This is a genomic window from Streptococcus caprae (assembly GCF_042649745.1).
GTDB lineage: Bacteria > Bacillota > Bacilli > Lactobacillales > Streptococcaceae > Streptococcus > Streptococcus caprae.
Genome location: NZ_JBHRZV010000028.1, coordinates 1 through 19,637 on the forward strand (window position 1 = coordinate 1; position 19,637 = coordinate 19,637).

The window sequence follows — 19,637 nt, forward strand, 5'->3', positions numbered from 1 at the left end:
TCTACTGATTTCGGACTTCTTTTGGACATATGAAAACTCCCTCTATAGTTTCTAGTGAATTTTTGTTTTTTCACTGTCCACTATAGGGGGAGTATATCACATTAAATTACATGGGTTTTGTTTTTTTAAAAAAATCATAAAAAACCCTTGACAGGAATAGTCAGAAAATTTATAATATTTGAAGTAATCTTGAGTTACCCAATAATTTAATGGAGGAAAACAATATGACAAATGGTCAAGCATACGTAGATAGCGTATTTGAAAAAGTAAAAGCTCAAAATGGACACGAGGCAGAGTTCCTCCAGGCGGTTGAAGAAGTATTTGCTTCTTTGGTGCCAGTATTTGATAAGTATCCAAAATATATTGAAGAAAATCTTTTGGAACGCTTGGTTGAGCCTGAGCGTATCGTCTCATTCCGTGTACCGTGGGTTGATGACAAGGGACAAGTGCATGTAAACCGTGGTTTCCGTGTTCAATTCTCTTCAGCTATTGGACCTTACAAAGGTGGGCTTCGTTTCCACCCGTCTGTAAACCAATCCATCATCAAGTTCCTTGGTTTTGAACAAATCTTTAAAAACTCTCTTACTGGCCAACCAATCGGTGGTGGTAAAGGTGGTTCAAACTTTGATCCTAAAGGCAAGTCAGACAATGAAATTATGCGTTTCTGCCAAAGCTTTATGACAGAGTTGAGCAAACACATCGGTGCAGATACTGACGTTCCTGCAGGTGATATCGGTGTTGGTGGTCGTGAAATTGGATACATGTACGGACAATACAAACGTCTTCGCAACGAATACACAGGTGTCTTGACTGGTAAAGGCTTGACTTACGGTGGTTCATTGGCTCGTACAGAGGCAACTGGTTACGGAGCTGTTTACTTTGCAGAGCAAATGCTTAAAGCGCGTGGTACTGACTTCGGTGGCAAAACTGCGATTGTTTCTGGTTCAGGAAACGTTGCCATCTATGCGACTGAAAAATTGCATGAACTTGGAGCAAAAGTTGTTGCTGTTTCTGATTCATCAGGTTATGTCTACCACGAAGCTGGTATCAACCTTGATACCTTAAAAGACCTCAAAGAAGTAAAACGCGCACGTATCTCTGAATATGCTGAGATTCACAAAGATGCAGTTTTCACACCTGCTGGTGGAGATTCTATCTGGACCATTAAGGCAGACCTCGCCTTCCCATGTGCCACTCAAAATGAATTGAACGCTGATGATGCTAAAGCGCTTGTTGCTAATGGCTGTATCGCCGTTACTGAGGGTGCAAATATGCCGTCTACACTTGACGCTATTGATGTCTTCCACGAAGCTGGTGTATCATTTGGACCTGCAAAAGCTGCTAACGCCGGTGGTGTTGCTGTTTCAGCCCTTGAAATGTCACAAAACAGTGGTCGTACGTCTTGGACCTTTGAATAAGTGGATAGCAAACTCTACGATATCATGAAGAATATCTATACAAATGCTGCTTCAGCTGCTAAAGAATTTGGACAAGAAGGTAACCTTGTTGTCGGTGCCAACGTTGCCGGTTTCTTGAAGGTTGCAGAAGCAATGTCAGCACAAGGTATTGTGTAATTGACTAAAAATGAAGAGAAGATTTAGGCAGTTTGCCTGATCTTCTTTTTTTAAATCTTGCAAAAAATACTTTGAATCATCATGTTTTTGAATTTTCTGAATTTTTTTGTGCCAAAAAATTGAAATATCTCAAAAAAGTGATAGAATAGACTTATTATGTTTAAAGGAGACTTAGATTTGAGTAAACAATATAAAAATCTAGTAAACGGCGAGTGGAAACTCTCTGCCGATGAAATTAAAATTTATGCCCCTGCAACAGGAGAAGAACTTGGTTCAGTTCCTGCCATGTCAACTGAAGAAGTAGATGCTGTTTATGCAGCGGCTAAAGCAGCTCAACCTGCTTGGCGTGCTCTTTCTTACGTTGAGCGTGCAGCTATCCTCCACAAGGCAGCTGACATTCTTGTCCGCGATGCGGAGAAGATTGGTGCTATCCTTTCAAAAGAAGTTGCTAAAGGCTACAAGGCTGCGGTTAGCGAAGTTGTTCGTACAGCTGAAATCATCAACTATGCTGCTGAAGAAGGCTTGCGTATGGAAGGTGAAGTTCTTGAAGGTGGTAGCTTTGAAGCAGCTAGCAAGAAAAAAATTGCTATCGTTCGTCGCGAGCCAGTAGGTCTTGTTTTGGCGATTTCACCATTTAACTATCCAATCAACTTGGCAGGTTCTAAAATTGCGCCAGCCTTGATTTCAGGTAATGTTGTTGCCCTTAAACCACCTACACAAGGATCAATCTCCGGCTTGCTCTTAGCAGAGGCTTTTGCTGAAGCGGGTGTTCCTGCTGGTGTCTTCAGCACAATTACTGGACGCGGTTCGGTTATTGGTGATTACATTGTAGAACACGAAGCTGTTAACTATATTAACTTTACAGGTTCAACTCCAGTTGGAGAGCGTATCGGTAAATTAGCTGGTATGCGTCCAATCATGCTTGAGTTGGGTGGTAAGGATTCTGCTATCGTTCTTGAAGATGCAGATATCGAATTAGCTGCTAAGAATATCGTTGCGGGTGCCTTTGGTTACTCTGGTCAACGGTGTACAGCTGTAAAACGTGTGCTTGTTATGGAAAGTGTAGCTGACAAGTTGGTTGAAAGCATCCGTGAGAAAGTTTTGGCACTTACTATTGGTAATCCAGAAGACGATGCTGATATCACACCACTTATCGATACAAAAGCTGCAGATTTTGTTGAAGATCTTGTTAACGATGCTTCAGAAAAAGGTGCTGAAGCCCTTACTGAAATCAAACGTGAAGGTAATTTGATTTGCCCTATTCTCTTTGATAAGGTAACTTCAGATATGCGTTTGGCTTGGGAAGAACCTTTTGGTCCAGTCCTTCCAGTTATTCGTGTAAAATCAGTTGAAGAAGCGATTGAGCTTTCTAACAAATCTGAATACGGCTTGCAAGCATCTATCTTCACAAATGACTTCCCATTGGCGTTTTCAATTGCTGAGCAATTAGAAGTCGGTACAGTCCACATCAACAACAAAACACAACGTGGAACTGACAACTTCCCATTCTTGGGAGCTAAGAAGTCAGGTGCTGGAACACAGGGTGTTAAATACTCTATCGAAGCTATGACTACAGTTAAATCAGTTGTCTTTGACATCAAATAATGAAGCTTAAGGTCACCAAACCATGGTGGCCTTTTACTATACTGTTTAAAAAATGGTCCCAAAGTCGCATTTTTCTTTTTTTTATATTAAAATAGAAGGGCAAGATTTCGAGAAAGAGAAAATTATGAGCAAAAATTTTGGCTTGGGGAAATCCCATAGCAAGATTATTTTGATGGGAGAGCATTCTGTAGTTTATGGCTATCCAGCTATTGCCCTACCTCTCCATCATATTGAGGTGACTTGTCTGATTCAGCCGAGTGAACATGCTTTAGCTATCAGTCGTGAGGATCCACTTGTGACAGCTTTGCATGCGGCCTTGGATTACTTGAAAATTACGGATAAGGCCATTCGTTATGAGATTCAGTCGACCATTCCTGAACGCAGGGGGATGGGGTCTTCAGCTGCCATTGCTATTGCTGGAATTCGGGCAGTCTTCGATTTTTACAATGCACCATTAGATAAACTGGTCCTGGAACAGTTAGTCAACCAGGCTGAAATAGTCGCCCATACCCATCCTAGTGGTTTGGACGCCAAAACCTGTCTGAGTGATAAGGCTATCAAGCTAATTCGCAATGTTGGATTTTTTGAACTGGATTTAGACTTGGGTGCTTATTTGGTTATCGCTGATACCGGAATTCATGGTCAAACGCGAGAAGCGGTGGAATTGGTCAAGGAAAAAGGTGATGTAGCATTGCCTTTGTTAGCTGAACTGGGGACTTTGACTGAAAAAGTCGAGTCGGCCTTAGCGGACAAGGATTTAGCGATGATTGGTCTAGCCATGAATGTGGCCCATGACTTGTTGAGTCAGCTGGGAGTGTCTTGTTCTGAAGCTGACCACCTGGTCCAATCTGCTCGGTCTGCAGGAGCAGTTGGGGCCAAGATGAGTGGCGGTGGTCTGGGTGGTTGCGTGATTGCCCTGGCTAAAACTCAGGCAGAAGCCTCTGCTATTGCCCATAAACTAAGAGAAGAAGGAGCTATCAACACATGGATAGAAAGCCTGTAAGCGTACGGTCTTACGCCAATATCGCTATCATTAAATACTGGGGTAAGGCAGATGCTGAGCGAATGATTCCAGCTACTAGCAGTATTTCCTTGACCCTGGAAAATATGTATACGGATACGGAGTTAGAGTTGATTGTTGGTGGAGAAAGAGATGAATTCTACATCAACGATGTCCTGCAAAGTGATGCTGAACATGCCAAAATCAGCAAGGTTATTGATCTGTTTCGAACAGAATCGAGCCAGTTTGTCCGTGTGAGAACGCGTAATAATATGCCGACAGCAGCTGGTTTGTCCTCATCTTCATCAGGTCTATCGGCTTTAGTCAAGGGCTGCAATGAGCTATTTGGTAAGGATTTGCCGCTTGAAGAATTGGCTCAGGTGGCCAAGTTTGCTTCTGGCTCTTCAGCCCGGTCTTTCTTTGGTCCCTTGGCGGCTTGGGATAAGGATAGCGGAGCTATTTATCCCGTGAAAACAGACCTCAAGCTAGCCATGATTATGTTGGTGCTTAATGATGCTCAAAAACCTGTCTCTAGCCGTGAAGGAATGAAACGTTGCGCAGAAACTTCGACCAATTTCAAGGAATGGATTGACCAGTCTGAAAAGGATTATGAGGCCATGCTAGGATATCTCGCGGCCAATGATTTTGAGGCTGTCGGTGAGTTGACCGAAGCTAATGCTCTTTTCATGCATTCTACTCCTGAGCATGCCACCCCAGCCTTCTCCTATTTGACAGAAGAATCTCACAAGGCTATGGAGGCTGTGCGTAAACTTCGCCAACAGGGAGAACGATGCTACTTTACCATGGACGCAGGGCCTAATGTCAAGATACTCTGTCTGGAAGAAGACTTAGAGCGCTTGGCAGCTATTTTTGAAAAAGATTATCGCGTCATCGTTTCTAAAACTAAGGTACTTCCGGATGACAATCACTAGGGTACAGACGCCAGGTAAACTTTATTTGGCAGGAGAATATGCTATCCTCTGGCCTGGTCAGACCGCTTTAATCAAGAGTATTCCTATTTACATGATTGCAAAGATTGAGGCTGCGGATACGTTTGAAATCAGGTCGGATATGTTCGACTATTCCGTTGGACGAAAACTGGATGGCAACTATAGCCTCATTCAGGAGACCATCGATTTATTTGAAGATTATAGTGACAGTCTCTTGCCACCTTTCAACCTTCAAATCTCTGGGAAGATGGAGCGTGATGGTAAAAAACTAGGTATCGGATCCAGTGGCAGTGTGGTCATTTTGACCTTGAAGGCCCTGGCTGAATGGACGGGAATGGCTTTGTCGGCCGATACCCTATTTAAGCTGGCATCGGCAGTCTTGCTCAGGCGAGGGGATAATGGCTCCATGGGAGACCTAGCCTGTATTTCCTATGAAGGCCTGATTGCCTATAGGTCCTTTGACCGTCAAAGGGTTGCACAATGGCTGAGTGAACATTCTTTGAGTGAGGTTCTCAAGCGTGATTGGGGCTATGTAATTGAACCAGTGCAGGTAGCGGAGCCAGTTACCTTTTTAGCGGGTTGGACCCAAGAACCTGCCATCTCTAAGGACTTGATTAACCTGGTTCAGTCGTCTATTGATGAGGCCTTTTTGAGCAATACGCAAGAAGCGGTGTTGGCCATTAAGGCTGGACTGGAAGCTGGAGATAGTCAAGTCGTAGCCGCAGGATTGAACAGGGTTCATGAGTTGCTGACTGATCTTCATCCTGCCATCTATAGTGAGAAATTACAGGCACTGCGTCAGGCCAGTCAAGGACTAGGTGCAGTTGCCAAGTCGTCTGGCGCTGGAGGTGGAGACTGTGGTGTTGCTCTGCTATTTGACGAAAGAAATAGAAACGAACTTGTCAGTCGCTGGGAGACTGCTGGTATTGAAATATTACACGAAGAAATTCTGGGAAAGGAGGGCTAGCTGTGGCCAATCGGAAAGATCAACACATTAAGCATGCGCTGGATTACCAGTCGCCCTACAATAGTTTTGACGAGATGGAGTTGATTCATCGGTCCTTGCCCAAGTATGACTTGGATGAGATTGATTTGTCGACCCATTTTGCAGGTCAGGATTTCGCCTATCCTTTCTATATCAATGCCATGACTGGTGGCTCAAAAAAGGCTAAACTGGTCAACGAAAAATTAGCCCAGGTGGCTGAGGAGACGGGGATTCTCATGGTAACTGGTTCCTACAGTGCAGCTCTTAAAAATCCTGAAGATGATTCGTTTTCTGTTAATCAGGACAAGCCAAACCTCCTTTTTGCGACCAATATTGGAATTGATAAGCCAATAGAGGCTGGTTTAAAGGCCATTGTAGATCTCAATCCCTTGTTTTTACAGGTTCATGTCAACCTTATGCAGGAGCTTCTCATGCCTGAAGGGGAGCGGACCTTCAAGCATTGGCAAAACCATCTCGCTGCCTTTGCGACCAGCATGCCGGTGCCCATTATTCTTAAGGAAGTCGGTTTTGGTATGGACTTGTCGACCATCGAGCAGGCGCGTGCTTTGGGAGTTCGTACCTTTGACATTTCTGGACGTGGTGGGACAAGCTTTGCCTACATTGAGAATAAGCGCGGTGGCAACCGTTCTTACCTCGATGAGTGGGGGCAGACCACAGTTCAGGCCTTGCTGAATGCCAAACCAGTTATTGACGATGTTGAGATTTTAGCCAGCGGTGGGGTTCGTCATCCCCTCGACATGGTGAAGGCTCTGGTTCTTGGTGCTCGGGCTGTAGGCTTGTCACGGACGGTTTTAGAAATAGTAGAACAGTACAGCGTGGCAGAGTCTATTGAGATTATCAACGGTTGGAAAGAAGACCTGCGTTTCATCATGTGCGCTCTTTCTTGTCGCAACCTTGCTGAACTAAGAGAAGTAGACTACCTACTCTATGGAAAATTAGCAGAAGCCAATCGATGAATTAATACTCACTCAAAATCTCAATAGACAAGGCAGGGTGACGTAGACATAAGAGAGTTAGGCAAGGAAACCTAACGACGTTTAATTTTGATTTTGGAAGAGTATAAAAAACTAGGCTATCTTCCTTGCTTGTAAAGCAGGATTAGGTAGCCTAGTTTATTTTTTTATAACATAAAGTAGCAGATTGCCAGGTAATGGAGGATCGATGCTAGAAGGATAAAGAGGTGCCAAATCATGTGATCATAGGGGCGTTTGCGAGCATAGAAGACAGCCCCAATAGAATAGGCCAGTCCACCAGCCAACATGAGCGCCCAAAAGAGTGGTGTGGTCTTGCTGATGATGGCTGGAAGGATAAAAATAACCAGCCACCCCATCAGTAGATAGAGAAAGAGGGAAAATTTTTCATTGATGGTTTTGGCAAAAATTTTATAGAGAATTCCATAGAGGGTTGTGCCCCATTGTAAGATGATAATGGCATAGCCTAGCCAACCTCCTACTAGGGAGAGGGCGACAGGAGTATAAGAACCCGCTATTGCGATGTAAATCATAGAATGATCGATGATTCGCAGGATGTATTTCTGAGGGGAATCATAAGACATGGAGTGGTAAATAGCTGACGAAAGAAACATGAGGAAGAGGGAAATGACAAAGATAGAAATCCCAACAGCAGAGCGAATGCCATACGTCTGATAACTATAGATCGCTGAAATAGGAAGGAGAACCAACATAGCCAAGGCACCGACACCATGGGTAATTGCATTGGCAACCTCCTCTCCAAAGGTTAAACGTTTGCTAAGTTTGAGGGTCATACTAGGATTCATGCTGGGTCTCCAATTCTTGTAAGAGTCGATAGGTATATTGATAGGACAGAGCAGTTTCACAGGCTGCTTTTATCAATTTAGGAATGTCTTGATCGTTTTGACCAGACATAGCCTGGACGAAATGATTATACATGACCTCCGACTGGTTGTTGTCTGTTAGTTGTGTCAGAGCTGGACTGATTTCTTGGATGCGGAAGACATTTTTTAAGGTCGTAATCACGATAAGTCTTGCAATTTGTTGACGGTTGTATTTCTTTTTGACTGGCTTTGCAAGACTACCTAGTTTGACGTAGTTATTGACCATGGCTGCGGTTAAGCCCTTGTCTCCCGTTAATAATTGATCCTTGCAGACCTGATTGACATAGAGAAGAACTTGGTCTAGATAGAGTTCCAATTCAGGCAGTTCACTCCAAAGCGGATAGTTTTTAATTGTCATCATTACCTCGTTATCTAGTTTTTATAACTAGATTATATAATATAAAAAATAAAACTACAAGTGAAAACTAGAAAAACTAAAAAAACCAAGATAAATTATCTTGGTTCGTTAGACTATTAGCTATCTTCTCTAAACTTTGCTAGTAATTCTTGTGCTGTTTGACTGTCTAACCGTTTAGTGGTTAGCATCTGAGGAAGAAGTTGGGGTATTTCAGATTCTTTTGCGCCAGCAAGGAGTAGGAGTGATTTGGCCTGGAGTTTCATATGACCAGATTGGATTCCTGTTGATGTTAGAGCTTTAAGGGCTGCAAAATTTTGAGCAAGGCCAATGGCTACAATGACTTGAGCGAGTTCTCTCGCACTTGGATTTCCCAATAAATCGTGAGCAATCTGAACGGTAGGATTAAGCCCGATTGATCCCCCCTTTGTTGCGATGGGCATAGGGAGGGTTAATTCACCGCATAGGGTTTTTGCGTTTTCATTATAGGACCAGGTAGCTAGTCCATGATATTGCCCTTGTCGAGAGGCGTAAGCATGGCTACCAGCTTCAATAGCTCGCCAGTCATTACCAGTCGCTAGAACGAGGGCATCGATACCGTTGAAGATTCCCTTGTTATGGGTAGCAGCACGGTAGGGATCAACTTGAGCAAGACGGCTAGCCAAGACCATTTTCTCAGCCAAGTGGTGGGCTTCCTGACTATTGCGACTGAGGAAGCGTGTGTCAATACAACACTGGGCAGTTACGAGACTTTCAGTCGCGTAGTTGCTAAGGATAGCCATGAGACTAGGAGCGTCAGCCAACTCTTCCAATCTAGGTTTAATGGCTTCTAACATGGTGTTGACCATATTGGCTCCCATAGCTTCCTGGGTATCGACCGTCAGATAAAGGATAAGAAACTCTTCCTTTATCTCGACAGTCAGGTCACGAGCTCCTCCCCCTCGTTTGACGATAGACGGGTGGGCAGCATTAGCCAATTCTAGGATTTCATCTTTATGGTGGAGAATAGCAGAGCTAGCAGTATTGACGTCATCAACATCATAGAGGGCTACTTGACCAATCATGAGGCGGTTATGAACCTTTGTCTTAAATCCACCCGAGCGTTTGATAATCTTGCTGGCAAAGGTAGCAGCAGCCACAACTGATGGCTCTTCTGTGACGAAGGGCACCTTATAGACCTTATCGTTAACCATGACATCTGGCACAATAGTAAAGGGCAGAGAAAAAGTTCCAATGACATTTTCAACCATTTGATTGGCGGTATCTATAGTCAGGAGGACATTTTCTTCAAGTGTATCTTGATGGTCTGGTGATAATAGGTTATGTTTGGATAAAAACTCTAGGCGTTCATCGTAAGATTTTTTTGAAAAGCCAGTCCAATTGATTTTAGTCATTGTCAGCCACCTTTTGGTACATGCGCTGATGCTGGTTAATGTTAGTTAAAGCAAAGGCGCCAGTTTTGAAAGCAGGGAAGGTTGCGTTCCCCTGCCCATCAAGTTGAGCTTGTTCATAGAAGAGTGCCTCGTATTCAGCAACACTGAGTGCTTGGCGTTGACTGAACTGGTCAAGTCGACTGCTCTGCAATTGGTCACGGAAACCGTCTACAAGCGTCCCTTGGAAAATTTCACAGACTGCTCCAGATCCATAGGAGAAGAAACCAATCTTATCGCCACCTTGGAGGTCATGGCTGTTTTCCATGAGGGAGAGAAGTCCCAGGTAGAGGGAGCCAGTGTAGATATTACCGATTTGACGACTGTAGGCGATAGAGTGATCAAACTGGGCTAAAAGTTTTTCCTTGTGGTCAGGGTTTAAATCCTTGGTGATGAGTTTATTGAGACCCTTAAGGGCTAGTTTAGGAAAGGGAATATGGAAGCAAAAAGCTGCAAAGTCTTCCAAGGTAACCTGGTAGCGTCGTTGGAACTCTTCCCAAGTGGTCTTGAGTGTGTCCAAGTATTGCTTGGTTGAATACATCCCATTGACATAGGGAGTCTCGCTATAATTAGGTCTCCAAAAGTCCCAGATATCACGGGTTTGAGCCACTCGGTTATCATCTAACTCTAGAATGCGTGGATTGGCGCTAACAAGCAAGGCCAGACTACCCGCTCCCTGAGTCGATTCTCCAGCCGTTTCAATACCGTATTTGGCAATATCTGAAGCGATAACCAGGACTCGGCTGTCAGGATTTTTTTCGATATGCAGACGAGCGTAATCCAGAGCTGCTGTCGCAGAATAGCAGGCCTCCTTCATTTCAATGGCGCGTGCAAAGGGCTGGATATTGAGCAGGTGATGGATGGTCACAGCAGCTGCCTTTGATTGGTCCACACCACTCTCCGTAGCGACGATAACCATGTCAATCGTTTGGCAATCTTCCTCAGTCAAGATGCTATCAGCTGCAGAAGCACCAAGTGTAATAATATCTTCAGTGATTGGTGTGATAGAGAGGGCATCCAAGAGCAATCCCTCGTTAAATTTTGCTGGATCCGCTCCACGAGCTTGAGCCAAATCAGCCATATTTAGGGCGTATTGACTGGTCGCAAATCCAATTTTATCAATACCAATTGTCATAGTTTTCTCCTTGAACTGGACAAAATTGCCAGTCCTATTTCATTCAAATCATTAACTTGCCCACTCAAGGGGCATCATCTCATTTTAACATATTTTTATTGAAAACCTAAAAATAACCTCGTCTTTTCAGAAGTTAATTTGATAAGGCAAATTAATTTAAAGGCTAGCCTTTTTGGAAAAATTTCGATATGATAGTAGCAAGTTAGTAAGTTAAGGAGTACTCTAGTTTCAGATGACAAAAGCAGATATCATTTTTAAAGCAAATATCCGAAAAATCTTGGACGAGGGTGTCTGGTCTGAGCAGGCGAGACCCAAGTACAAGGACGGCACGACGGCTAATTCCAAGTACATCACAGGCTCCTTTGCGGAATACGATTTGAGCAAGGGCGAGTTTCCTATTACGACCTTACGTCCCATTGCCATCAAGTCCGCTATTAAGGAATTGCTCTGGATTTACCAGGACCAGTCCAATAGCCTGGATGTTCTAGAGGACAAGTACGGTGTTCACTACTGGAATGAGTGGGAAGTGGGCAACACGCGCACGATTGGTGAGCGTTACGGAGCCGTAGTCAAAAAACATGATATCATCGGGAAGATTCTCAAGCAATTGGAAGCCAATCCCTGGAACCGCCGCAATGTGATTTCTCTCTGGGACTATGAGGCCTTTGACGAGACGGAAGGGCTCTTGCCGTGCGCTTTCCAGACCATGTTTGATGTGCGACGTGTGGATGGGGACATCTATCTAGATGCGACCCTGACTCAGCGGTCCAACGACATGCTGGTGGCCCACCATATCAATGCCATGCAGTATGTGGCTTTGCAAATGATGATTGCCAAGCACTTTGGCTGGAAGGTCGGTAAGTTTTTCTACTTCATCAACAATCTCCACATCTATGACAACCAGTTTGAACAAGCTGAAGAACTCTTGCGTCGTGAGGCGACAGATTGCTTGCCACGCCTGGTTTTGAATGTGCCAGACGGCACCAACTTTTTCGACATCCGGGCAGAGGATTTTGAATTAGTGGATTATGATCCCGTCAAACCCCAACTCAAATTTGATTTAGCGATTTAGGGAAAGTGAGATTTTTTCTCACTTTAAATAATAGCAGTGCTCTTAAAGTTTTTAAGAGCATTTTCTCCTTCTTTTTGCTAAAATGAAAGTAATGGAAAATTGGACAGAGGCTTGTCCTGAGTTTGAATGGAGGACAGAGGTGACTAAACGAATTATTGCCATTTGGGCTGAGGATGAAAACCATCTGATTGGTAAAGAAGATCGTCTCCCTTGGCGGCTTCCAAAGGAACTCGCTCATTTCAAAGAGACCACCATGGGTTCAGCTCTACTGATGGGACGGGTGACCTTCGATGGTATGAACCGTCGGATTTTACCGGGACGAGAGACCTTGATTCTCAGTCGACAGGCTTTCGTCTACGAGGGAGTTACGGTCGTTACGAGTCTAGAGGCTGCTCTTGATTGGTATGGCCAGCAAGAGAAGTCCTTATTTATCGTGGGTGGAGCTAGTATTTACAAGGCATTTGAACCCTATTATGATGAATTATTGGTGACCAAGGTCCATGGAAAATTTGAGGGAGATACCTATTTCCCAGATTTTGACTTTTCAAGCTTTGAACTGGCTGGCCAAGAATTCTTTGCTAAGGATGAGAAAAATAGTCACGATTTTACAGTATATCACTATAAGCGTCATGCTTAGGTGCTGACTAAACAAGAAAAGAAATTTTTAGAATGGAAATGTAAGGAATGGCAGGAAATAGAAGTAACGACATCATGGTGCATTGCTCATTTTGTGGCAAGAACCAAGAAGAAGTTCGCAAAATTATAGCAGGGAATGGCGTTTTTATCTGTAATGAATGTGTCGCCCTCTCCCAAGAAATCATCAAGGAAGAACTGTCTGAAGAAGTTCTGGCAGATCTGGCTGAGGTTCCAAAACCTAAAGAAATGCTGGAAATCCTCAATAACTATGTCATCGGTCAAGACCGGGCAAAACGTGCTCTGGCTGTTGCTGTCTATAATCACTATAAACGTATCAGCTTTGCAGAGAGCCGTCACGAGGAAGAAGATGTTGATTTGCAAAAATCCAATATTCTTATGATTGGTCCAACAGGTTCAGGAAAAACCTTCTTGGCCCAAACCCTGGCTAAAAGTCTCAACGTTCCCTTTGCTATAGCGGATGCAACAGCTTTGACCGAAGCCGGCTATGTCGGTGAGGATGTTGAAAATATTCTTCTTAAATTGATTCAGGCTGCGGATTACAATATCGAACGTGCAGAACGTGGGATTATCTATGTCGATGAGATTGATAAGATTGCCAAAAAAGGTGAGAATGTCTCTATCACGCGTGACGTATCCGGTGAAGGTGTTCAACAGGCTCTCTTGAAAATTATTGAAGGGACCGTTGCCAGTGTCCCACCACAAGGTGGTCGCAAGCATCCTAACCAAGAAATGATTCAGATTGATACTAAAAATATCCTCTTTATCGTCGGTGGTGCTTTTGATGGCATTGAAGATATCGTCAAACAACGCTTGGGTGAGAAGGTGATTGGATTTGGTCAAAATAGCCGTAAGATTGATGAATCAGCCTCTTATATGCAAGAAATCATCTCTGAAGATATTCAAAAATTCGGTCTGATTCCTGAGTTTATCGGGCGTTTGCCGGTGACAGCTGCTTTAGAGCAATTGACGGAGGAAGACTTGGTTCGTATCTTGACGGAACCAAAGAACGCTCTGGTTAAGCAATACAAGGCTCTGCTATCTTACGATGGAGTAGATCTTGAATTTGATGAGGATGCCCTTCTGGCCATTGCAGCTAAGGCCATTGCTCGCAAAACGGGGGCGCGTGGTTTACGTTCCATCATCGAGGAAACCATGCTTGATGTCATGTATGAGGTACCGAGTCAGTCAGAGGTTAGCACTGTCCGTATTACCAAGGATGCCGTTGAAGGCACTGGTATGCCTGTACTTGAAACAGCTTAACTATTGAGGTCAGCTCACACAGGCTGGCCTCTTTCATCATAGCCGGCTGTTATGTTGAGGGTAACCTACGCTATGATAGACCGACCTGAACAGAAAGGAATTCTATGGAAATTAATACTCACAATGCAGAGATTGTTCTCTCTGCTGTTTCAAAAGCCCAGTATCCTGATGATGATAAGCCGGAAATTGCTCTGGCCGGCCGTTCCAATGTTGGAAAATCGTCATTTATCAATACCCTATTAAACCGTAAAAATTTAGCGAGGACTTCAAGTAAACCTGGTAAAACCCAGCAATTGAACTTCTATAATATTGACGATAAAATTCGTTTTGTCGATGTGCCTGGGTATGGTTATGCCAAGGTCTCAAAGACTGAGCGGGCCAAGTGGGGCAAGATGATTGAGGAATACCTGACCAGCCGAGAGAATCTTCGTGCTGTAGTGAGCCTTGTGGACCTCCGTCACGAGCCAACCGCTGATGATATTCAGATGTACGAATTTCTCAAGTATTACGAAATCCCTGTTATCGTTGTTGCAACTAAGGCTGATAAAATCCCTCGTGGAAAGTGGAACAAGCATGAGTCTGTCATCAAGAAAAAGTTGGACTTTGATAAGGGAGACCAGTTTGTTGTCTTCTCTTCAGAAACCAAGCAAGGCTATGATCAAGCCTGGGATGCAATCGTGGGATCACTATAATGTCATGAAAGCTCAGATAACTGGGCTTTTTTGATTACCGCTCTGCTATAGTCTAAAACTAAGCTAGCCATAGGAAAAGACTAAGAGTAGAAAGACTGATTTTGTGGTAAAATAGGGTATCGGTTTTCAAGGAAACTGAAAATGAATTGAAATTTTCAAGGAGAGATGATGGAAAATCATAATTTTGAACATGAAGGCCAGTTTCATCGGGAGATGAATTGGCGTCAGCTGCAAATGCTATCCATCGGGGGCGTTATCGGGACGGGGATATTCCTGAGTTCTGGCTATACGGTAGCTCAAGCAGGTCCTTTTGGAGCTATTGCTTCTTATCTTTTTGGTGGTGTCATGGTCTATTTGGTCATGTTCTCACTGGGTGAGTTGTCTGTTGCCATGCCGGTTACGGGTTCCTTTCATACCTATGTGGCTCGTTTTATCAGCCCAGGGACTGGTTTTATGGTGGCCTGGATGTATTGGTTGTGCTGGGTAGTTGCCCTTGCCTCTCAATTTATCGGGGCAGCCCAACTCATGCAACGTTGGTTTCCGCATGTGCCAATTTGGATTTTTGCCACGATTTTTGCGGCTATCGTCTTTGGTCTGAACACCCTAACCATCGGTCTTTTCTCTAAAGCAGAGACTTACTTATCCAGCATCAAGGTTTATGCCATTTTAGCCTTTATTGTACTTGGTTTGTTGGCAATTTTTGGGATTTTGCCTTATGAGGGCTATAGCAAAGCTCCGCTATTTTCAAACCTAACGACCAATGGACTCTTGCCGAATGGTGTGGTAGGTCTAGTGTCCGTTATGTTGGCAGTCAACTATGCCTTTTCCGGCGTGGAGATGATCGGAATTGCTGCGGGTGAAACGGATAATCCTAAAAAAGCAGTGCCTCAGGCCATTAAGTCTACGATTGGTTTGCTGGTTGTCTTCTTTGCCTTAACCATGTTGGTCTTGGCATCGCTTCTACCAATGAATGAAGCAGGGGTGACAGAGGCGCCCTTTGTCCTTATTTTTGATAAGATGGGGGTTCCATTTGCGGCGGACATCATGAATGTCATCATTTTGACTGCTATTTTATCTGCATCAAATTCTGGTCTCTACGCTGCCAGCCGCATGCTTTGGTCACTAGCCAATGAAGGCACGGTCTCGCCAAGTTTAGTTAAAATCAACAAAAAAGGTGTGCCGATGCGGGCTATGCTCTTGTCCATGGCAGCTATCGTGATCGCTTTGATTGCAAGTATCTATGCTGCCGACACGATTTTCTTGGCTTTAGTATCGATTGCTGGGTTTGCAGTTGTTGTGGTTTGGTTGGCCATTCCTCTTGCGCAAATCAACTTTAGAAAACAATTCCTCAAGGATCACAGGCTTGATGAGTTGGATTACAAGACGCCTTTTAGTCCAGTTTTACCGTGGATTACAACGATTCTGTTGGCTATTTCTATCATTGATATCGCTTGGGATCCATCCCAACGTCCGGGCCTTTATTTCGGGATTCCCTTCATGATGATTTGCTATGTCTATCACTATTGGCGCTTTAAAAAATGGTAAGGAGTTTGCTATGGCTACATTTAAGACACTATTAGAAACGGGTCGTCCGCTCATTCTCCATGGAGCCTTGGGGACTGAGTTGGAAAATCGAGGCTACGATATTTCGGGAAGTCTTTGGTCTGCCAAATATCTGATTGAGGATCCGCAAGCCATCAAGGACATCCACAAGGATTATATCCGAGCAGGTGCGGATATTGTGACGACATCGAGTTATCAGGCTACTGTGCCTGGTTTGGCTCAAGCAGGGATTGATCGAGAAGAAGCAGAGCAATTGATCCGTCTGACGGTCGCACTTGCTAAGGAAGCCCGTGATGAGGTCTGGGCTGAACTCTCTGAAGAAGACCGCTCTAATCGCACTTGGCCTCTGATTTCTGGGGATATCGGTCCCTACGCTGCCTTTTTGGCGGATGGCTCTGAGTACACAGGCGACTACAAGGAGATTTCCCTGGAAGAGTTAAAAGATTTTCATCGGCCACGGATTGCTCTACTGCTAGAAGAAGAAGTAGACCTACTGGCTCTTGAGACCATTCCAAGTGCCTTGGAAGTCCAAGCCTTGCTAGAGCTCTTAGCTGAGGAATTTCCGACAGTTGAGGCTTACATGTCCTTTACGACACAAGACGGCCAGACCCTGTCAGATGGGACACCTGTAGCTCAAGTTACCAAGCCAGTGGCCAGTAGCCAACAGGTGCTTGCCCTTGGTGTCAACTGTTCGCAACCAGATAAGGTGTCTCCTTTCTTGGTAGCAATAGCAGAGCAGACGGACAAGCCCTTGGTGACCTATCCAAACTCGGGAGAAATCTACGATGGAGCGACCCAAACCTGGCATTCCTCACCAGATACCAGCCACAGTCTGACGGAAAATACGCAGACCTGGATTAGACAAGGTGCTCAAGTGGTCGGTGGATGTTGCCGGACAAGACCAGCAGATATTGCTGCCTTATCTCAACAAATAAAAAGATAACAAAAAAATCATTCTCTGAATTATAAATTAGGGAATGATTTTTATTGGTTTAGCTAAATTAATTTCAAAAATCAAGTATAAATGATTGACAATGAATTTGAAGCATGATAAGATATATAAGGTTTTGTAATAAAACTGACCTAAGACAGTAGGGGAGCTAGACTCATAAGGATCCTACCGAGGCACAAAAACGTTATCTTTTTTATGCGTATTTGTACTTTCGTGTCTGGGTTTGGATGCGATTTTTTCGTATTCAGCCAAAATAAAAACGGAGGTAAAACTAAATGAGTGAAGCTATTATTGCTAAAAAAGCGGAATTAGTGGATGCTGTTGCCGAACAAATGAAAGCTGCAACTTCAATCGTTGTTGTAGATGCGCGTGGTTTGACAGTAGAACAAGATACAGTTCTTCGTCGTAACTTGCGTGGCGAAAGCGTTGAGTACAAGGTTATCAAAAACTCAATCTTGCGTCGTGCAGCTGAAAAAGCTGGTTTGGAAGGCATGGCTGAGATGTTCGTTGGACCATCTGCTGTTGCATTTTCAGAAGATGCAGTAGCGCCAGCTAAGATTATCTACGATTTTGCAAAAACTGCTGATGCACTTGAAATCAAAGGTGGAGCAGTAGAAGGTAAAGTTTCTTCTAAACAAGAAATTGAAGCCCTTGCTACATTGCCAAACCGCGAAGGTATGCTTTCTATGTTGCTTTCTGTACTTCAAGCACCAGTTCGCAACGTTGCATATGCTATCAAAGCAGTTGCAGAAAAAGAAGACGCAGCTTAATGTGTCAGAGCGTAGCTGCTTAGTGCTACAAACATTATTTTAAAACCTAAATTGGAGGAAATCACAATGGCATTGAACATTGAAAACATTATTGCTGAAATTAAAGAAGCTACTATCCTTGAACTTAACGACCTCGTTAAAGCTATCGAAGAAGAATTTGGCGTAACTGCCGCTGCTCCAGTTGCAGTTGCTGCTGCTGGTGCTGCTGATGCTGGCGCTGCTAAAGATTCATTTGACGTTGAATTGACTGCTGCTGGCGACAAAAAAGTTGGCGTTATCAAAGTGGTTCGTGAAATCACAGGTGAAGGCCTTAAAGAAGCTAAAGCTATCGTTGACGGTGCACCATCAATCATCAAAGAAGGTGTTGCTGCAGCTGAAGCTGAAGAAATCAAAGCTAAACTTGAAGAAGCTGGAGCTTCTGTTACTCTTAAATAAGAAGCACATAGCAATTTGAGAGCGGAAGCCCGATTTACCAGTCTTTTAGAGCTTATAGCGATTTAAAGAAACTGATAATTTGATTTGGTTTCCTGCCAAAAATCCTGCCAAAAAGTCTTTGGCAGGATTTTTGTTTGGCTCTTTGTCAACTGTAGTGGGTTGACCAATTTAACACCGAGAGAGGACACGATTTGTCTTCTCTCGTTTTATGTTTATGGCAATGAAAATGCGAGTTTTGAAGTTTTCAAAGTTTCTGAAACCAAAAGCGTTGCGCTTAATGACCTTGATAAGATTGTTTGTCGCCTCGATCTTAGCGTTTGAGTGAGGGAGTTCCAAAGCGTTGACAATCTTATCCTTGTCTTTCAAGAATGTCTTGAAAACCGTCTGAAAGACAGGATTGACGCTGGGAAGTGCTTCCTCAATCAATCCAAAAAACTGGTCGGCTTGCTTTTCTTGGAAATGGAAAAGTAGGAGCTGATAAATCTCGTAGTGCTCTTTCAGTTCTTGGGAATAGCTGAGCAGCTTAGTGACAATCTCCTGGTTAGTCAAGTGCATGCGAAAAGTTGGGCGATAGAAGCGTTTATCGCTAAGTTTTCGACTGTCTTGTTGTATCAATTTCCAGTAGCGCTTGAGGGCCCTGTATTCGTGAGATTTTCGGTCAAACTGGTTCATTACTTGGACACGCAGTCGGTTCATGGCCCGGCTCATGTGTTGGAGTAAAATAGTCCAGTGGACTATTTTAGCCTCGAGCTAAGAAATTCGAAAGCGAGGGGTGGAAACGATCAAGGACGATTTTGGCGTTTGGAAATAGTTTCTTAGCGATGTCGTAGTATGGGCTGAACATGTCCATGGTGATGACCTTGACCCGGCTTCTGACGGCTCTAGAATAGAGTAGAAAGTGGTTACGAATGGTAGCTTGTGTTCGCCCATCAAGAATAGCTAGGATTTTGAGCGAGTCAAAGTCCTGAGCAATGAAGCTCATTTTGCCTTTCTTGAAGCTGTACTCGTCCCAGCTCATATTCTCAGGTAGCCAAGTCAAGTCAGTCTTGAATTGGAACTCCTTGAGTTTTCGGATGACGGTTGAGGTTGACACCGCTAGATTCTCTGCAATGGTTGTCATGGCAACTTTCTCCATCAATTTTTGGGCGATTTTCTGATTGAGAATGACGGGAATTTGGTGGTTTTTCTTGACCAATGATGTCTCAGCGACAGCTATTTTCCTGCATTTTGAACAACGAAAACGGCGTTTCCTTAAACGAATTAGCGTTTTATAGCCAGCACAGTCCAGGTAGGGTATTTTGGATGGTTTCTGGAAGTCGTACTTGG

General features: G+C 44.0%; 17 protein-coding genes, 2 pseudogenes and 1 other annotated feature. Of the genes and pseudogenes, 14 read left to right on the forward strand and 5 right to left on the reverse strand.

From position 1 onward, the window contains the following. Window positions 1–224: 224 nt before the first annotated feature. The 6 genes and pseudogenes from gdhA to fni all read left to right on the forward strand — a co-directional run bounded on the left by gdhA (window position 225) and on the right by fni (window position 7,091). Window positions 225–1,574: pseudogene (gdhA, locus tag ACFORF_RS03920) on the forward strand (NADP-specific glutamate dehydrogenase). Window positions 1,575–1,751: 177 nt separating this feature from the next. Beyond that, a complete protein-coding gene (locus ACFORF_RS03925) occupies window positions 1,752–3,179 on the forward strand; it encodes an NADP-dependent glyceraldehyde-3-phosphate dehydrogenase (protein ID WP_380425694.1) in 1,428 nt (475 codons plus the stop codon). A 124-nt stretch (window positions 3,180–3,303) separates the two neighbouring features. After that, the gene (gene mvk, locus ACFORF_RS03930; RefSeq protein ID WP_380425696.1) at window positions 3,304–4,182 is read left to right on the forward strand and encodes a mevalonate kinase; all 879 of its coding nucleotides are present in this window, start codon (window positions 3,304–3,306) and stop codon (window positions 4,180–4,182) included. After that, window positions 4,164–5,111 carry a diphosphomevalonate decarboxylase gene (gene mvaD / locus ACFORF_RS03935; protein ID WP_380425698.1) on the forward strand — a complete coding sequence of 316 codons (948 nt, stop codon included), beginning with the start codon at window positions 4,164–4,166 and terminating at the stop codon, window positions 5,109–5,111. Before mvk ends, mvaD begins: the two co-directional genes overlap by 19 nt. Then, window positions 5,098–6,096, forward strand: a complete 999-nt coding sequence (locus tag ACFORF_RS03940; RefSeq protein ID WP_380425699.1) for a phosphomevalonate kinase — start codon at window positions 5,098–5,100, stop codon at window positions 6,094–6,096. The genes mvaD and ACFORF_RS03940 overlap by 14 nt, the downstream gene beginning before the upstream one ends. A gap of 2 nt (window positions 6,097–6,098) precedes the next feature. After that, on the forward strand, window positions 6,099–7,091 hold the full coding sequence (fni, locus tag ACFORF_RS03945; protein ID WP_380425701.1) for a type 2 isopentenyl-diphosphate Delta-isomerase: 993 nt from the start codon (window positions 6,099–6,101) through the stop codon (window positions 7,089–7,091). A gap of 164 nt (window positions 7,092–7,255) precedes the next feature. Here the strand turns inward: fni and trhA are convergent, their stop codons facing one another. The 4 genes from trhA to ACFORF_RS03965 all read right to left on the reverse strand — a co-directional run bounded on the left by trhA (window position 7,256) and on the right by ACFORF_RS03965 (window position 10,910). Further along, window positions 7,256–7,912, reverse strand: coding sequence for a PAQR family membrane homeostasis protein TrhA (trhA, locus tag ACFORF_RS03950; protein WP_380425703.1), 657 nt, complete (start codon window positions 7,910–7,912; stop codon window positions 7,256–7,258). Beyond that, a complete protein-coding gene (locus ACFORF_RS03955) occupies window positions 7,902–8,348 on the reverse strand; it encodes a DUF1836 domain-containing protein (protein WP_380425705.1) in 447 nt (148 codons plus the stop codon). The genes trhA and ACFORF_RS03955 overlap by 11 nt, the downstream gene beginning before the upstream one ends. Before the next feature lie 116 nt (window positions 8,349–8,464). Next, complete coding sequence (locus ACFORF_RS03960; protein WP_380425707.1) at window positions 8,465–9,739, reverse strand: hydroxymethylglutaryl-CoA reductase, degradative; 1,275 nt, start codon at window positions 9,737–9,739, stop codon at window positions 8,465–8,467. Next, window positions 9,732–10,910, reverse strand: coding sequence for a hydroxymethylglutaryl-CoA synthase (locus ACFORF_RS03965; protein ID WP_380425709.1), 1,179 nt, complete (start codon window positions 10,908–10,910; stop codon window positions 9,732–9,734). Before ACFORF_RS03965 ends, ACFORF_RS03960 begins: the two co-directional genes overlap by 8 nt. A 232-nt stretch (window positions 10,911–11,142) precedes the next feature. Between ACFORF_RS03965 and ACFORF_RS03970 the strand changes: the two genes are divergently transcribed. The 8 genes from ACFORF_RS03970 (at window position 11,143) to rplL (ending at window position 18,311) form a co-directional block, all read left to right on the forward strand. Next, window positions 11,143–11,982 (forward strand): thymidylate synthase, encoded by an 840-nt coding sequence (locus ACFORF_RS03970; protein ID WP_380425711.1) that lies wholly within the window; start codon window positions 11,143–11,145, stop codon window positions 11,980–11,982. A 139-nt stretch (window positions 11,983–12,121) separates the two neighbouring features. Further along, window positions 12,122–12,619, forward strand: coding sequence for a dihydrofolate reductase (locus ACFORF_RS03975; RefSeq protein WP_380425713.1), 498 nt, complete (start codon window positions 12,122–12,124; stop codon window positions 12,617–12,619). 47 nt (window positions 12,620–12,666) lie between these two features. After that, complete coding sequence (gene clpX, locus ACFORF_RS03980) at window positions 12,667–13,899, forward strand: ATP-dependent Clp protease ATP-binding subunit ClpX (RefSeq protein WP_380425715.1); 1,233 nt, start codon at window positions 12,667–12,669, stop codon at window positions 13,897–13,899. A 104-nt stretch (window positions 13,900–14,003) separates the two neighbouring features. Continuing rightward, entirely contained in the window at window positions 14,004–14,591 is a 588-nt protein-coding gene (yihA, locus tag ACFORF_RS03985) for a ribosome biogenesis GTP-binding protein YihA/YsxC (RefSeq protein WP_380425717.1), read from the forward strand. Between the two features lie 168 nt (window positions 14,592–14,759). Then, a complete protein-coding gene (locus tag ACFORF_RS03990; RefSeq protein ID WP_380425719.1) occupies window positions 14,760–16,136 on the forward strand; it encodes an amino acid permease in 1,377 nt (458 codons plus the stop codon). Window positions 16,137–16,146: 10 nt separating this feature from the next. After that, window positions 16,147–17,097 carry a homocysteine S-methyltransferase gene (gene mmuM / locus ACFORF_RS03995; protein ID WP_380425721.1) on the forward strand — a complete coding sequence of 317 codons (951 nt, stop codon included), beginning with the start codon at window positions 16,147–16,149 and terminating at the stop codon, window positions 17,095–17,097. A 121-nt stretch (window positions 17,098–17,218) separates the two neighbouring features. Continuing rightward, window positions 17,219–17,354: a sequence feature (ribosomal protein L10 leader region), on the forward strand. Window positions 17,355–17,381: 27 nt separating this feature from the next. Continuing rightward, complete coding sequence (gene rplJ, locus ACFORF_RS04000) at window positions 17,382–17,876, forward strand: 50S ribosomal protein L10 (RefSeq protein WP_380425723.1); 495 nt, start codon at window positions 17,382–17,384, stop codon at window positions 17,874–17,876. 66 nt (window positions 17,877–17,942) lie between these two features. After that, window positions 17,943–18,311 carry a 50S ribosomal protein L7/L12 gene (gene rplL / locus ACFORF_RS04005; protein WP_380425725.1) on the forward strand — a complete coding sequence of 123 codons (369 nt, stop codon included), beginning with the start codon at window positions 17,943–17,945 and terminating at the stop codon, window positions 18,309–18,311. Between the two features lie 168 nt (window positions 18,312–18,479). Here rplL and ACFORF_RS04010 read toward each other — a convergent pair. Further along, window positions 18,480–19,637: pseudogene (locus tag ACFORF_RS04010) on the reverse strand (ISL3 family transposase); the annotation flags it as partial.

What these genes read in the sequence shown, in the direction of transcription:
- ACFORF_RS03965 (WP_380425709.1), bottom strand. Translation starts at nt 10,910, where the DNA reads ATGACAATTGGTATTGATAAAATTGGATTTGCGACCAGTCAATACGCC.
- clpX (WP_380425715.1), top strand. Translation starts at nt 12,667, where the DNA reads ATGGCAGGAAATAGAAGTAACGACATCATGGTGCATTGCTCATTTTGT.
- trhA (WP_380425703.1), bottom strand. Translation starts at nt 7,912, where the DNA reads ATGAATCCTAGTATGACCCTCAAACTTAGCAAACGTTTAACCTTTGGA.
- ACFORF_RS03970 (WP_380425711.1), top strand. Translation starts at nt 11,143, where the DNA reads ATGACAAAAGCAGATATCATTTTTAAAGCAAATATCCGAAAAATCTTG.
- mvaD (WP_380425698.1), top strand. Translation starts at nt 4,164, where the DNA reads ATGGATAGAAAGCCTGTAAGCGTACGGTCTTACGCCAATATCGCTATC.
- ACFORF_RS03960 (WP_380425707.1), bottom strand. Translation starts at nt 9,739, where the DNA reads ATGACTAAAATCAATTGGACTGGCTTTTCAAAAAAATCTTACGATGAA.
- ACFORF_RS03990 (WP_380425719.1), top strand. Translation starts at nt 14,760, where the DNA reads ATGGAAAATCATAATTTTGAACATGAAGGCCAGTTTCATCGGGAGATG.
- mmuM (WP_380425721.1), top strand. Translation starts at nt 16,147, where the DNA reads ATGGCTACATTTAAGACACTATTAGAAACGGGTCGTCCGCTCATTCTC.
- yihA (WP_380425717.1), top strand. Translation starts at nt 14,004, where the DNA reads ATGGAAATTAATACTCACAATGCAGAGATTGTTCTCTCTGCTGTTTCA.
- mvk (WP_380425696.1), top strand. Translation starts at nt 3,304, where the DNA reads ATGAGCAAAAATTTTGGCTTGGGGAAATCCCATAGCAAGATTATTTTG.
- ACFORF_RS03940 (WP_380425699.1), top strand. Translation starts at nt 5,098, where the DNA reads ATGACAATCACTAGGGTACAGACGCCAGGTAAACTTTATTTGGCAGGA.
- rplJ (WP_380425723.1), top strand. Translation starts at nt 17,382, where the DNA reads ATGAGTGAAGCTATTATTGCTAAAAAAGCGGAATTAGTGGATGCTGTT.
- ACFORF_RS03955 (WP_380425705.1), bottom strand. Translation starts at nt 8,348, where the DNA reads ATGACAATTAAAAACTATCCGCTTTGGAGTGAACTGCCTGAATTGGAA.
- rplL (WP_380425725.1), top strand. Translation starts at nt 17,943, where the DNA reads ATGGCATTGAACATTGAAAACATTATTGCTGAAATTAAAGAAGCTACT.